Annotated in this window: 10 protein-coding genes; 7 read left to right on the plus strand and 3 right to left on the minus strand. The window is 62.2% G+C overall.

What is annotated here, in order from left to right:
- Window positions 1-5: 5 nt before the first annotated feature.
- Window positions 6-1421: a hypothetical protein gene (locus tag PUN51_RS15095; RefSeq protein WP_275181517.1), complete on the minus strand. Its 1416-nt coding sequence runs from the start codon at window positions 1419-1421 to the stop codon at window positions 6-8.
- On the minus strand, window positions 1421-3898 hold the full coding sequence (locus PUN51_RS15100) for a hypothetical protein (protein ID WP_275181518.1): 2478 nt from the start codon (window positions 3896-3898) through the stop codon (window positions 1421-1423). The genes PUN51_RS15095 and PUN51_RS15100 overlap by 1 nt, the downstream gene beginning before the upstream one ends.
- 432 nt (window positions 3899-4330) lie before the next feature.
- On the opposite strand from PUN51_RS15100, the gene PUN51_RS15105 reads away from it, so the two are divergent.
- Window positions 4331-6535: an SIR2 family protein gene (locus PUN51_RS15105; RefSeq protein WP_275181519.1), complete on the plus strand. Its 2205-nt coding sequence runs from the start codon at window positions 4331-4333 to the stop codon at window positions 6533-6535.
- A gap of 48 nt (window positions 6536-6583) precedes the next feature.
- On the opposite strand, the gene PUN51_RS15110 is transcribed toward PUN51_RS15105, so the two are convergent.
- Entirely contained in the window at window positions 6584-7258 is a 675-nt protein-coding gene (locus PUN51_RS15110) for an NUDIX hydrolase (protein ID WP_275181520.1), read from the minus strand.
- A 105-nt stretch (window positions 7259-7363) separates the two neighbouring features.
- Here PUN51_RS15110 and PUN51_RS15115 point away from each other — a divergent pair, with 105 nt between their 5' ends.
- The 6 genes from PUN51_RS15115 (at window position 7364) to PUN51_RS15140 (ending at window position 15055) form a co-directional block, all read left to right on the plus strand.
- Window positions 7364-8326, plus strand: a complete 963-nt coding sequence (locus tag PUN51_RS15115) for an ARPP-1 family domain-containing protein (protein WP_275181521.1) — start codon at window positions 7364-7366, stop codon at window positions 8324-8326.
- Complete coding sequence (locus PUN51_RS15120; protein ID WP_275181522.1) at window positions 8323-9852, plus strand: ADP-ribosylglycohydrolase family protein; 1530 nt, start codon at window positions 8323-8325, stop codon at window positions 9850-9852. Before PUN51_RS15115 ends, PUN51_RS15120 begins: the two co-directional genes overlap by 4 nt.
- Window positions 9853-9881: 29 nt before the next feature.
- Complete coding sequence (locus PUN51_RS15125; RefSeq protein ID WP_275181523.1) at window positions 9882-10883, plus strand: sigma factor-like helix-turn-helix DNA-binding protein; 1002 nt, start codon at window positions 9882-9884, stop codon at window positions 10881-10883.
- Window positions 10884-10904: 21 nt separating this feature from the next.
- A complete protein-coding gene (locus PUN51_RS15130) occupies window positions 10905-12443 on the plus strand; it encodes a TY-Chap domain-containing protein (RefSeq protein WP_275181524.1) in 1539 nt (512 codons plus the stop codon).
- A gap of 17 nt (window positions 12444-12460) precedes the next feature.
- A complete protein-coding gene (locus PUN51_RS15135; protein ID WP_275181525.1) occupies window positions 12461-14023 on the plus strand; it encodes a TY-Chap domain-containing protein in 1563 nt (520 codons plus the stop codon).
- A gap of 132 nt (window positions 14024-14155) precedes the next feature.
- Complete coding sequence (locus tag PUN51_RS15140; RefSeq protein ID WP_275181526.1) at window positions 14156-15055, plus strand: ribonuclease HI; 900 nt, start codon at window positions 14156-14158, stop codon at window positions 15053-15055.
- Window positions 15056-15083 lie beyond the last annotated feature (28 nt).

The raw sequence follows: 15083 nt of genomic DNA on the forward strand, positions 1-15083 counted from the left end.
TTCTCCTAGAAAGCGCTCTCGACAATAACGGCGTGGTCAGCATCGGCGCTGCCGCGCGCCATTCCGGCCCGCTCAAGCAGCGACACGAGGTCGCCGAGCTCCGGCCTCATTCCTAGTATCGTTAGGTCGCGCAACACGTCTCCCACGTTGCACTGCGACCCAGGAGTCCCGCAGGTGAGGCTGGCGACCACGGCGATCCACTCGGTACCCGGATCAATTATGAGGTACCGGCGCCCCCTAGTCTTGAGAATCCCGTAGTAGTCCGTGAAAGGTCCGCTGGATTCCCGCACCTGCAGGCCATACTTGACAGTCTCCCAGACAAGTTTCCCGGCTTCCTTTTTGTCGGCAACTTCGGCTGTTAGCGAGCGCCTGAAGTCGCTTCCGGCTGCGTCGCGAAGGAATTGAATGGCCTCCTGCTGCCCCCCACGTTCGTTCAGCCGTTCTTTGAGGCTCTTCCTAATACGTTCGCCTCGCGCAATACGCCATTTGATGGTGGATCCAACATCGCGCACGGAAATGGAGGAGCGGCTGGACTGCCAAGGTAGGGGCGAGCGGACCATGGTCCGCAACTCCTCGAAGGTATCAGGTACAGAGTCCTGAATGATAGCGTTCCCCACGGCCTCATACCAGGCATATTCCCACAGGAACCCGAGCCCCATTGCGAGTCGCAGGACGGTGGTCGCCCAGTCGACCCATACCCGTGCGGGAAGCGCCTCGACCCACTCTTTCGAGGTTAGGGCCGCCCACGACTTGGCAAACCACTCATAAGGAGTATCCGGATAAAAACCACACCAGTCGACGCTATCCCCGGAAACAGGGAAGGATTCGCGTCGGATGCATCGATCTTGGAAGACCGTAGACATCATAGAGGTATCAATTATCTTCAGCAGCGGGTCCAAGTCCAGCCGCTGATCCGCGGCACGCAGCCAAAGCTGCGTCGCTGATGCCGCCGGGCCGCCACGGCCATGTCCAACGGTGAAGAGGCTTTCGATAATAGAGGCGAAGTCGGGTGGCCCCTTCTTCACCAGAACACCGCGCGGATCCTGCATTAGCGCCAGGGCGGGGGTCATGGGGCTCGAAGGCTGGTTTCCCGTTTTTTCGATTCGAATGCCCATGACGCTGGACGCGACGGCATCGCCCAGAAGAATGTCTGAAGCGGCGGTATTCAAAGCGAGTTTCTTGAGGCTATGGCCAAGCGCTTCGGCAGAGGCCCCCTCTGGCTTCGTCGGGCGCAGCGAAAGGTACTGTGTCTCCTTGGGATCGGCCTTATACATCAGGCCGACAGGTTTGGGCCCTTGCACATCTGATGCAATGTCATAAGCATCCCACGCAAGCGCCGAGAGCAGTGCCTCGGGCACGGAAAAGTACTCTGGCCGGTTAAATGGGAGGAGAAGATGTTCTGCTCTGGCAACCCTGTCCATCATGACTCCTTCGTATACCGGTGGGTAACCTGGACTTCACGGTCACCATCGGTCAGGCAGAACTCTGCCCCGTGCAGGTGGGACGGCAAAAGCCGTGATGCGCGAACACGTTCCAATCGAGGTGCGGTCACATCGATGAGGTCAGTCACGCCTATGTGGTCGTCCACGCAGGCCATGGCCTCCCGGATCAACGGAAAGTCCAAGGACACCTTGCTCATGGTCGTTCCGTCTGTCCCGATAAGCAGGAGGACTTGCTCACCTTGTCCTTGCCTCTCGGTGGATAGTTCCGGTTCCTTGACCCGAACAGCGAGCTTTGGTACACCGGCTCTTCCGGTAATGGGTTCGGTTCGGCTGTCAAACAGGGGCAGCAGCGACGAGGCAGACTCGCTCGGGTTCCGCTTGGGTCTGATGAGTGTGCGCAGCGGGGACTTCAAGTCATCCGGCAGGTGTGGGGACTGCACCCACGTCCTAATGAGCATGTCTACCTCGCGCCTAAACGCACAGATCCCGTGGGACACTGCATAAAGACGCGTCAGGTAGGCCCCATACCAACCAGTGGCTTCCATCCGTTTGTCGTCCTTGAGGTGCGGCGAGGCCAGAAGCTGGCAGAAGGCTTCATCGAGGCGCCGATCAAAGTCTGTCACCACGCCGTGTAACGGACCATCTTCCGCTGCTGAATCGAGCAGGCTCCGTAGAGGTGTACCGTCCGAGGCGTGCACGCCAAAGGCGTCAGAAATCCGGGTTGCCCACCCTCCGTCTGGCGAATCGGGGTCCGAACCTGGTACGGCGTCGCTTACTGGGTCAACTGGGATCAGGAGCTTCAGGACGGGATCGCGCCTTGCCCCCTCCGGTGCTGCCGAACGCTCACCAGCACCAAAGATTCCCTGATTGAATCTGAGGCCCGACAAGATCCGCAGGCGTTCGAAATCATCCTCCGCACTTAAGCCTAGCGGCTGGTTCGACATGACGAACTCTCCTAGGCGTTCTCGAGGCATCCGTGACGGCGCATCACCAACTAAAGCGCGAGTCAGGTACCCCCAAAGTTCCCGATAGGTCATGCGGGTTGCCGACACCAGCTCGGCGCTTCGTCCAATGGTCAGCAGGCCCGACAGCACCAACGGTGAGCGAAGGGACTGCAGGTTAGCCAACAGTGGATCGGCAAAGGTACCCGGTTCATGTTCTACTGCGTCGCCCAGCGATTCTTCGACAGCCTTCAGGACATTGACCAGCAAATCCGCGGCTGGAGCGCGCGTTGTTTCCATCGCTGGACGCTGAGCCAGCGGCACAATTCGATATTCTTGGGCCGACACGCTGGAGTCGGCCCCGATGGTAATGGCGGGGCGTTCCTCGAAGAGCGAGCATTCGTCAACGAACACAGCCAATACGTTGGCAACATGCTCGCCCATGTAATTCAGCCTGGCGGCTCGGGCAAAGTCTTGCCCGGTCAAGCCAGACAGTCGCCATGACGACTCATTCGGGCCAGTTGCCGGCGACCCGTACAGCCAGCGGACGAGTACGTCTCCAGCGTTCCAGTCCTCGGATCGGCGGAGTCGAGATTCTGACATTTCTTCAACCAGTACGCCTCGATTGACGCATGCCATCAAGTGGCGTGGTCGGGAAGGTACGGTGTCGTCCATGTATGGCGACGTGATCCTATCGATGTCGGATATAAGCGGCGCCCGATTCGCGGCCTCCAAATTGATGGTGGCGTCGTTGACGACGACGAGATCAGCCAGCGTTCCCTGGTAGTCGTAGATCCGATGCGCCAAACCATCTTGCAGTTGACTCTCGAGGCGCATCCCAGCCACTACCTGTGCCGTCGCGTGGGACTTACCGGCTCCTGGCCCTCCAACAAGGAACAGGAAGCGAGGTGGATAACCCTCAGAAATGCCGTGTTTCAGCCATTCACACGCTTCTTGCACGCCAGCTGGACGCAGCGCGGACGGCCAAGCCGAATCTACGGGGTGGTCCGGTCGCGCCGCGACGTCGGTCCCTCCTGTCGACCGGTCCCACAGCCCGACGAGGCTTCCCCATACGTTTTCATTTTTCGTCCGTGGGGCGATTGGAGCAGACAACGGGCCTCTTTCGTTGAAGGCGGCTAGATGTGGGGCGCGGGGCACTGATGGTATCTGGGCCACAGTCGACGGCGGTTCGGTTCTTCGTGGGGTTGGATGGTCTTCGGCTGTCACCGCATGAAGGACGGCCACGCGTAAGGCTTCCTGCACATGGCTTCGTGGCTTGTACCCGTCCACGAAACGTAAGCCGGCCTCTGCAAGCACGTGGCTGATGTTGCAGAATTTGAACTCGATTGAGCCTTTGCTGCGGCCAGTAAGCGACTGCACCCGCCGGTTGAGGGCAATCTTCGAATAGGCCATTCCAGAAGTTTCGCTGTCGAGCATCTCAAAATACGCGGCCACGAGCGCCTTTGTCTCGTCGTCGCTCCACGGTTTCGCTTCCCCCACGTTGACAACATACATGGCTCGATCTTTATTGGCGTCTAAGTCGCGGGTTTAAAGCCGAGCCCATAGCTACTGAGGCCCACCTTATCAAGGACGTCGAGGGGGGCTATCAGCGGCACATGGGCAAAGGCAACGACTCCCCTGCTCCCGGTGTTCGCGTTCCTACTCTGATAGACAGGTTCCATGACCCAACCGCACGTCTTTGTAGTCATGGCCGACATCTTGAACCTCCGATGTGACGCGTGGCTTCTACCGACGGATTCCATGACCACGATTGAGCGGCACTGGCTGCGGGCCCATCCAGACCTTCGGACTACTGCGGCGGCGTCGGCTTCGTCGGAATTCCGTAGCGGTAGCGCGCTGGCTGAGGCCGTCCACCCTTGGGACCCGGCGGCACCGTTGCCAATCATGACTGCGGTCCCTGACGACGGCACCTGGGGTCCCGCCGTCGTGGGCGAACGCCTTGAAGCGTTCGTCCGCAGCGCCGTGTCTACTATTCCAAATCCAGATGACCGGCCCTACCGTCTCCTGGCGTTGCCCTTTTTTGGAACCGCCGGGGGCGGCGCCGGAAACCACCTGGGTGCCGCGCTATGCGCGATCCTCGACGCCGCCACCGAACTGGCGGCTCGCTACGGCGTCGACCTTGTCCTGGTACTGCGGGACAAAGCAGCGTTTTCACTGGCCCAGAAGCTGAGGCGTCAGAAAGGCGAGCGCTCGTCGTGGCCTTCCCTCGGCGCCAGTCTTCAGGAGAAAGCCAAGTCGCTTGGCAAGATTGCACGCGCCGGTCACCTAGTCCCGTTCCTGGGTGCTGGAATCAGCGTCAGCGCCGGGGCCCCGAGCTGGGGCCAACTTCTGGACACACTGCGAAGGGGTGTCCGTCTCGCCACGGAAGGGGCAGCGGCCTTTGACAGGCTTGACCTCTTGGACCAAGCCGGGGTGCTTGAACAGCTCTATACCGATCAGTACGGATCAAGGGCAGCCTTTGGTGAAGCAGTGGCTGCTGCTGTCGACCTGCCGAGATACGGGCTTGCCCCGGCGCTTCTCGCCGCACTGCCCTCTTCCGGGGCGATCACTTTGAACTATGACCGGCTTTTCGAAATGGCCTGCGGAGATGCCCAACGGCCGCGAACAGTCATGCCCGAGAACATTCCTGCAGTTGGCAATGACTGGCTGCTAAAACTTCACGGGTCTGTCAGTGCGCCGGAGAGCATTGTGCTGACCCGTGACGACTACCTCGGATACAACAGCAACCGGGAAGCACTGTCCGCTCTAGTCAAGGCACACCTGCTGACCCATCACTTGTTGTTCGTGGGGTTCGGGCTCGCCGATGACCACTTCCACGAGATTGTCCACGATGTCCGGCGGGCGCTTCCGGCAACGGGCTCCAAGGAGCATCAGCTGGGGACCGTACTCTCGCTCTTTCATGAACCGCTGCAGAACCTCGTCTGGTCTGGGAGACTGGACATCCTTCCCATGTCCGGCGCACCAGCGGAGAACGCGGGCAAAGAAGAAGTGCAGGCGGCCCTCGCGGCGGCAGGAAGGGAACTGGAAATATTCCTCGACATGCTGGCCTCGTACGCAACCGACAACCACTCATATCTGCTGGCCCCGGCCTACGACGCCGGATTGAATGAGGCCGAGTCCAGGTTACGTGCCCAGTTGATGGAACTGGCTGCGCACCGCGTTCTCCAGAAACGAAGGAAGTCTGGGCACTGCTGGACAAGACACTCGAGCGACTGGGCCGCAGCCATTCCCATCATGGACGGACAAACTATGAAGGTTGAGAAAAGGGTCCTTGAGCAGGTTGCCGAGTATCTGGGCAACTACGTGTACCTGCTAATCGACCCCCGAACGGGGATTCCGTTCTACCTTGGCAGGGGCACCAGAACGCGGGTGCTCGACCACGGTCTGGAGGCCGATGCCCTGACGGCGCCGGCAGAGGAACCCCAAGGCGAGCACTCTCGAAAGATCGCTGCTATCTATGGCATCCGCCAGGACGGCCTCGAACCGGAAATCTGGATACTGCGGCACGGCATGGGGCCCGAATACACCCAGGTTGAGGCGGCAGCCATTGATCTGCTCAGTTCCTTCCTGGTGACGCCGAGCCAAGCCCTTCACCCACTCGCGCACTTGGATCAGCTCACGAATGCCCGACGTGAATCGTCGCATGGACACGGGATCGAGACCTTGGGGAACATCGTGTCAGAGTTCGCAGCGCCGAACCTTGGCGTCGACACGCCGCCACTGTTGCTGGTCACCTTAAAGTCGTGGGTTGCTTCGGAGGAAGTAGCGCCCGGTGGCTCTGTGCGCGCTGGTTACGGCTTCAAGTCCGAGTGGCTCAGCGCCAGAGATAGAGCGCAGTTTGCTGCCGAGCTCGGCGACTCCGTCCGTTGCTGGTGGAAGTTGAGCAAGTCCCGTATAGAAAGGGACGGGATCGAACACGTTGTTGCTGTACACCGCGGCGTAACCAGGGGCCTGTTCAAGATTCGGCCGGACGCCTGGGAGCAAGACCCGATTACTGGCAGACGCGGCTTCCAGGTCAGCCCGGTGTTTGAAGGTCCAGTGTTCGACAAGGTGATTGGCCAATACGGTTACCGGACGCCGGACAAGAAACGAGGCGCCGTCACGCCACTGACCTACTGGCCGAGGGGATGACGGACCAGGGGTTTCTCCGCGCAAATATCGTGACTGCGGCGGGCGCCTTCAGGCTTGATTGCCCTGCTGATCTCCCCTGACCCACAACCGCGAAGGCCTCCCTCGCGTCCCGTCCGACATCTGCCCGGTCCCGGCAAGCTTCGGCTCCATAAAGCGGCGGAAGGTGTCCCGCATCAAAGGCGCATCCGCCACCACCTCGTGGAGCTCCCGCAAGTCCTTCAGGGTGAACGGCTCCTCAAGAAGCGCCCCAGGATCCGGCGCCTCGGCGTAAGCGGCGCGCAGCCACTCCACCGCCTTGCCCACAATGTCCGCGTGCCCGTACGGCAGCCCGGCGATCAGCTCCGGTTCCCCGGTCACCGAAGCCAGCCAGACGCCGTCGGACTTCAACGCCTCCTCCAAAGCAGCGAGCGGCACCACGTCCACGTGCGCCACCGACAACACCCAGCCGCGGTCATCCCTGCCAGGATCGTCAAACACCTGCAGCTGACGCGGCACCCGCCCGGAGATTCCGGCCTTTTCCCGCAGGCACCGCAGCACCGCATCCGACAGGGTCTCGCGCTCCCGCAGGAACGTGCCCGGGAGGGCCCACTTTCCGTGCTGGTGATCCTCCGCACGGCGCACCAGCAGCACGCACACACTCCCGTCGGAAACGGTCAGCACCGCTGTGTCCACTGCCACCGACGGCCGCGGATAGTCGAGCAGGGACGTGCTTGAGCCGTTCATTGAATCCTTCACACCTCCATTTATCGCAGTCTTGCGCTAAAGAAGCAACCGGCGCATACTGGAGCCAATTAGCGCAGAAATGCGATAAATCACCGGGAGGTAATCATGAAAGTTCCCCAGCTCCACGTCGGCGCCGGCACCAGCCTCGGCCCGCTCAGCAGCTTCCCCGTCTGGACCTCCGCACCGGGAAGCCTCGGCATCAGCACCGGCACCCACGCCGACGTTGCAGTTACCGAACTCGCCAGCGGCGCCCAGGTGCCCCTCCTCACCGTCACTAACAATGGCCCGCGCCCGGCACTGCTGCTGGAAGGCGAGCTGCTCGAAGGCGGCCAGCAGCACCGGACCTGTGCCCGCGACGTCGTCCTCGGCCCGGGAGAGACCCGCGACATAGACACGTTCTGCGTCGAGGCCGGGCGCTGGGAAGACGGGCAGAGCAGCCACCGCCGCCGGGCACGCCGCGCCCCGCTTAACGTCCGAGCCGAGCTGACCGGCACCGGCAGCGGGCGTGGAAGCAACCGACAGGGCCGCATCTGGGAACGTGTCAACCGCTTCGACAACGCCCGGGGTGCCTCCGCCACCAGCTCGCTTCTGCAGCACCTGGACTGGTTCCAGGACGACAAGGAGGACCGGAACCGCTTCGACCCCGCGGATGCCCCACAACCTCTCGAGGGCCAGCGCGGCGTGGTGATCGGGCTCGGGCACCAGCCGCTGCTCCTGGAGGTGTTCGGCACCAGCACGCTGTTCCGCCGCCACTACCGGCAGCTGGTGGAGTCTGCGCTGCTGGACCTTGAGCTCCTGCCACCCCAGGCGCTGGCGTCGGGTCCGATGCCCGGCCAGCGGGCCCGCGACTTTGCCGCCCGCATCCAGGCTATGGATTTCGGAATGTTCGATGACCGCACGGCAGCTTTGGAGGTCCGGAACCACGGCTCCCTCCGCGGCCGCAACGTCTCCCGCAGCGCAGGGTCCGTCACCGCCGCCGGCATCGCCGTCACGCTCCCCCAGCGCCGCCCGCAACTGGCGCACCTCACCGGCTGGAACACCCAACACCCCCTGATGGAGATGGCATGAAACTGAGCCCCCCGCAGAATGACCGTGCCGCCGGCGTCCTGGTCGCCATGGCTGCCGGCGACGCCCTCGGCGCCGGCTACGAGTTCAGCGCCCCGCTGCCGGACGGCACCGAAGTCACCATGAGAGGCGGCGGCCCCTTCGGGTTCGCGCCGGCCGAGTGGACGGACGACACCTCCATGGCAATCCCCATCGCCGAGGCACTGCTGGAGCAGGCGTCCGACGGCGGGGCCTCCTCCCCCGCGGCCCTCACCGGCATGGTGAGGGCGTGGACTGTCTGGGCGGCCGAGGCGAAGGATGTGGGGGCGCAAACAAGTTCGGTAATCGGTGCCGCCCGGCGGCTGGCTGCTGCTTCCGGCCGCGAGGTTCGGGCAGCTGACTTAACTGCCGTTGCCGCTGACTTTCATGCCCGGACCGGTCGCAGCGCCGGCAACGGGTCGCTGATGCGCACAGCTCCTTTGGCATTGGCGTACCTGGACCGGGAGCCGGCCGAACTGATGGCCGCCGCCCGCGAGCTCAGCGCCCTGACCCATGCCGATCCTGATGCACAGGAGGCGTGCGGCCTGTGGTGCGTTGCCATCCGTCATGCAGTCCTCACCGGTGTACTCGATGTCCGGGCCGGCCTGCCGCTGCTGCCCGCCGCGAGGGCCTCCTTGTGGCTGGAGCGGATCGAGACGGCAGAGAGGTCCAGGCCCCGGGACTTCACCCGCAACGGCTGGGTGGTTGAGGCATTCCAGGGAGCGTGGAGCGCCATCCACTATGCCGGGCTGTCCGCTGCTGGTCCCGTCCACCTCCGGGCTGCATTGGAGGAGGCAGTGCGCGGTGGGCGCGACACCGACACGGTGGCCGCCATCGCTGGCGGCCTGCTGGGAGCGGCTTACGGCTACACCGCAGTCCCGTTCGGGTGGCGCCGGCGGCTTCACGGGTGGCCGGGCCTGCGGGCGCGCGACCTAATGGTCCTGGGCATGGAGCTGGCCCGCGGCGAGGGCCGCTGGCATCTGTCCTGGCCGCGGGCGGATCGGCACGACTACAGCATGTGGAGCCGCACGGACTCCCTGGTCCAGCACCCCCACGACGACGGCGTGTGGCTGGGCGGGGTCCGCTCACGTGAGCACGTGGCTGAGTTGGGCTTCGACGCCGTGGTGTCGCTCTGCCGGCTGGGCACCCTGGATGTCCCGGTTGTTTCGCCAGAGGACCACGCCACATTCTGGGTGGTTGACTCCGCTGTTGAAGACGACAACGCACATGCCGCCTTTGTCCTCGAGGAGGCGGCGGCCGCCGTCGAACGCTACCGGGCGGGGGGCAAAACCGTCCTGCTGCACTGTGTCCGGGCGGAGTCACGCACCCCTACCGTCGCCGCCCTGTATGGCGCTCGTGTTGCTGGCATTTCTGCCTTGGACGCGTTGGCAGACCTGCAGCGCGTCCTGCCTGGCGCACGGCCAAATCCGCTGTTCTTGCGCCTTCTGAAAGATGCGCAGGCTGCCGGTCATTCCGCGGCCACCAAAGCCACGGCTTCCGCTGCCGAGTAATGTCCGAGCCTGCTGATAGGAATATGACCATGACAACAACTCCTGAACTCAGCCGGGAGCAGCGCGATACTGCAATGGTTGAGCGCTACGGCGACGGCGAGACGCTGGACGCCATCGGCCAGAGCTTCGGCATCACCCGCGAGCGGGTCCGGCAGATCATCGCCAAAGTGGGCGGAACGAATGCGGAGGAATCCCGCAGGAAGCGGATTGCGGCACGAGAGGCGGCAACCCGCGCGGCGCATGAAGCCTTCCTCGCAGAGTATGGAGAACTTGCCCGTCAGATGGCCAAACGTGGTGTTACCCGGCCCGATACTGTGCTGAAGCTCCAGGCACTATACCCGGCGATCGACGTCGATGTGGCCGAGGAGGCCCTGAGGGAATCGGACATTGTTTTCTCCAAGTCCCAACCCGATGACATCTTTTCCAAAGAGGCGGTGACTGCCGGCATCTGGTTCCTCCTGGGTTCGGATCTGAGCCTTACGCCGGACTATGGGTGGGCAGCGGTGAACTTGGACCTCAACCTCATGAGCGAAGTCCGTGCAGCTCTGGAATCGGCCGAAGTTTCCCCCGAGGACGTGGCCACCATCTTGGGGGTCATCGGCGCTGCCCGGAGGCACGTGGTGGAGAATCCGAGCGCAAGCATCACCGGCGCCCGCTATCAGGAACTGCGCGAGGAGCTCGTGGTGGCTCTGGGGCTCGTCTCCAAGCAGGGAGCTTTCCCGTGGCCACCCACCCGGCAAACCGTCATGAAGCGCTTCGGCGGGTGGAATGAGGCCTTGCAAGCAATGGGGATCGGTCTCGCTTCAAAGGGCCGCCCCAAGGGACTTGTGAAGTTCACCCGCGAAGACTACGACGATGCGGTGAGCGACTTCTGCTCTTACGCCAAAGTGGCCGAAACGAATGCGACGTTTGCCGCCTACGACGAGTGGGTGAAGGACGGGCTGGCCGCTGGCCGCTCCCGCCCCTCCGGGGCATCGGTTAGGAACATCTACGGCACTTGGGCTGATGCCCTCCGCTCGGTGCAAGAGTAGTTCGCGAAGCTGGGGGACATTGTGAAGGAACGCCCGGTCGCCGCGCCCGAGCATTGGACGGGACCTAAGGAGCTGGTCAAGGCATATCGCGAAGGCGATCCGCTTTGGGTAATTGCCGCCGCACGTGATGCAACCGTTGAAAGCCTTTGCTCGCTGCTGGCTCAGGAGGTCTGCGACGAAGACGAACTGGCTCGGATGCAAACGATCCGTTCCAGGGCCGCCGGTGCGATGTCTGTGCTGGAGGAACAGTCTCAACTCGTGTGGCGTCTGATGGAGTCAGGGTTTTCCGCGGTAGAAATTCCAACAGTGCTTGGGGCGCTCGCCACAGGGAGCGCGAGTGATTCGGCCATCACGGCTGCATTGCTTCAGTTTGTAAGACTTCAGGACCCCCGCATTTGCAGAGACATGCCGCCGCCGGAGACACTCCGGCGGAGTGACACACTCAGCCTGCTTTATGTCCTTGGAAAGCATCACGGCATCAAACCGGACTACCAGCTCGCGTTGGGTCAAATTGCCCCTGATGACGTCGCCGAACTCAAGCAGCTGACCAGAGCTGCCTGTCCCCCAAGACGACTAGCTGAGATCTTGGCAGTTGCAGAGACCACCAAGCTGGCCATCCGGGCACGGGTTATTACAGGTTTGTCGGTGACGGACTACGCCGCAACGGCCGGATCTATCGCAAGGCTGTTCAGAGGCTACATCTTCGATGAATCCGCCTCATGGCCCACCCCTGCGTCAGACCTGGTCCGCCGACTGGGTGGGGGATTCTGGGACCAGGCATTGGCGACGGTCAGGCTGGAGATGGGACGGGCGGTGGACCGGTTCCAAGAGGACGACTTTCCACTTACAGTCGATGATTTTACCGAAGAACGTTCTGGTCGCGGTCTTGCGCCGAGCCTCGAAAATTATGATCAGTGGGTCATTGCCGAGCTAGCAGTGCGCAGGGACCGGCCCTCCGCCCTCGAGCTAGTGGACCGCTATGGGGACTGGGCTGCGGCTCTCCGCAAAGCTTTGGCCAGCCGTAGCGACGTCCAGACAGATGCGCACGCCAGTGCGATGCCCCTTCACGACGACGGGGCGCTCTTCGAGGTTCCTGATCCTGCGCATGAAGCAGCCTGGGTCCGAGCCGGCGAGTACATCTGTGAACTGCTTGCGCGCATCCCCCGACGACGATCTCTTGTGATCGAGTACGCTGCAGCTGCCGACGGCGCTTTCCAGCTATATGCCCGGGCCGGCCGTGCCGAAGCCGGTGTATGGTGCGAGATTTTCCCCGATGAACTCCTGTCCGGTGAGCTCTCGGATACCGACGAGGATCATTTGGCTTGCGAAGGCTGGACCTCGCCGAACGACGCCTCATCAAGCTGGCGCAGGGAAGGGATGCTCTTCGAGGACGCGGGACACCTCATTCTCGACGGCTTAAGATACGGCCGGCAATGCCCCGACCCATGGCTGCTCAGGTGGAGCACCCGACAACCCATCAACGGGCAGGGACGCTATAACGGTGTCACCACCGAAGATGCCCTGGCCGGCGATGTCCAGTCACTGCGGAACGCCGGGTAAGGCCGCTGACATTCTGCATGCTCATCGCCGGGCTTGATCTTTACTACGACTATTGGGAGCACACGATGACGGACCTGGATTCCACTCGATCAAATAACTCTGACCGCCGCAGCCCAACCGACCAAGCCGTAGCGTCATACCTTGCCGGTGAACCTCTGCGGTGCATCGCCGCCGCCCTGCAAGAGCAAAGTTACCAAGTCTTGCGCATGGTGAGCACGCGCATAGCGGATAGCGGCGAAAAGCAGCGGTCAGAGGCGCTCCGAAAACGTTGTGGCGCGACCGCTGAGCTCCTTGGTAGGGAAATGGAACGAACCGAGCGGCTTATGAGCGCTGGAATCGAAGCCGTCGATGTGCCCAAGGTCCTCGTGGCTTTCGGAGTGCCGCTTGATGTTGAGATCGCTGTCGACTTGCTCCGGAGTCTCGAAATCTTGGAAGACATCTACCTACGGGGGTTCCAAGCCGACGGCAATAATCGTCCGGTGGTGCGCTCAATCGAAATGCTCAGCTTGTTCTACGTCATCGGACGGCATCGGGGCGTGGAACCTGATTACCGTTTTGCGCTCGGGAAGATGCCGCTGCCGGGAATTGCAGAATTCCGTGAGCTTCAAACAGGGCGACTCCCTGCGTCTGAGATAGCCGAAGTGATTGCCACTGTTGAGAAAACAGCCGAAGAAGTTAGAACAGGGAACACGGCGGGAATTTCCTATTCGGACTACAGGGATACAGCCCTGCTGTTGGCGGAGGAATCAGATCATGGCGGACGCGGCTGGCTGGTTCCGGCTCCTGTTATTCGCGATCGGGTAGGCCGGGGGTCGTGGTCAACTACGCTCATGGCCGCCTGTCTCACACCGCCTTCAACGGAGGAGCGCTTTAGCCCCAATGACTACGAAGAGGCAGTCCAAGAATTTTTGAGGGTATTTCACTATTTCGGCTCGCCGAAAGACGTTGCAAGCTACGACAGTTGGGTTATTGCCGAAAAGGCGGCCGGACGCGACCGCCCATCGGTTGTAGCAATTCGTCGATACTTCGGAGCCTGGGAGTCAGTGATCGGGGCGGCTATGCCCCCAGAGGTCGGTGCGGACGAGTTCGCTGGACTCGTTGCGATGTGCCGGAGCCAGAATGATGTGGAAGAACGCTGGGCGCGGGCCGGCGAACTGGTCGGCGAAGTACTGGCCAACATGCCCTGGAACTCATTTCTGAGCATTGACTACGGCGACGAAACTGAGGGACCGAACCGACCGTACGCACAAGCAAACCCGAGCGCGGACGGCGTCTGGTGCGAAATCGTATCGGAAGAGTTCCTTTCCGCGGAGCAGTGGCCAGTTAACGCCGACTATCTCGTCAGGAACGGCTGGTGCGCACCAAACGAGGAGATTCCAAACTGGCACAAGCAGGGCGTCGCGCCCCTTGAAGCCGGGCACCAGATACTGGAGGGCCTGGCGTACGGCCGGGACTGCCCCTATCCGCAGAAGGTCCGCTGGCACAGCGCAGAATTTCCGGGCGGTCCTGGACCCGATGGTGGAGTCATCCTGGACTACGAGCCAGATAGAACAGTCCGAGCACTGCCGCGCGCCAGCTGAGCAGCGAATCGCTCGGCTTGGCAGCCACGACAGTATGCAGCCACGACAGTATGAGGAACACCTGCGTTCAAAATGTCAGTGGCCACCAATAGCCTTCCCAGCAACCGCAAATTCGTTGCAAGGAGGCCCCACATGCCGTTTCCCAGTCCCCCGTCACGCCGAGTCCTTTCGGCCGCCGAAGCTGTCGCAAAGCGTTCCGGAATTACAGTGCTCATCGTGTCCCGACGGGGCCTCGTCCTGTGGGCGGTGGCACGAACGGTCGAGTCTGCCATTATGGGAGTGCGGTCGGGCTGGATCACCGAGGCTGCCGCAGGGACGCATTGGGGTAGAGCCTTTGCAGAGGCTGCCCGCGCCGTATCGAAACTTGCTGCGGGCAGGAACGAATCCGTCTTTTCCGTAGCGGATGCTGTGGGTGAACGGTTACTGCGGCTTGGGCTTCCTGTTGATCTGTCCTACCCGCCAGCTGCGGGCGTCGTGGCGACGGAAAAGGCAGTCACCGAAAACCTTGATGCATTGTTTTGCCGGTTGGAAATTGCCACAGACGCCTCGATCGGACACCGCACGCCTTGGGCAGGGCGCGGCTGGGTATTGGATTTCGGAAGTAGTCTGCCGCTTCGTCCCGGGCTGAAGGCCGTAGCCGGGGGAAGTATCTTGGAAAGTGAGCTCCGGGCAATCCGGCTGGCCCTCGGTGCCGCCAAGAACGCCTACGCTGGGGTCCTGGACGGGCCCTGCGCCGTCACGGTTTCCTCCGATAACGTCACAGCTGTGAAGATGCTCAACGACAGCACTTTCCAACCCGGACAACTAACTGTTGCCTGTCGCGAGGAGATACAACGGATCCGGGCCTTGGCCGCATTTGCCAACGTTCATTTCCAGTGGGTCAAGGGCCACGCCGACCATGAGCTAAACGTTCTCGCTGACCGGCTGGCGGTAATGTCTCGAAGGCACAAGGAAGCCGAGCTTCCGGCACACGAGACCTTGCGAATGGCTGCAGGCGTTGTCGAACAGCGAAATATGACTTTGGCTGCCTAAGTACGCTTCGTGGTGTGGCGAATCCGGG

The sequence above is a fragment of the Arthrobacter sp. NQ4 genome (assembly GCF_029077345.1).
GTDB lineage: Bacteria > Actinomycetota > Actinomycetes > Actinomycetales > Micrococcaceae > Arthrobacter.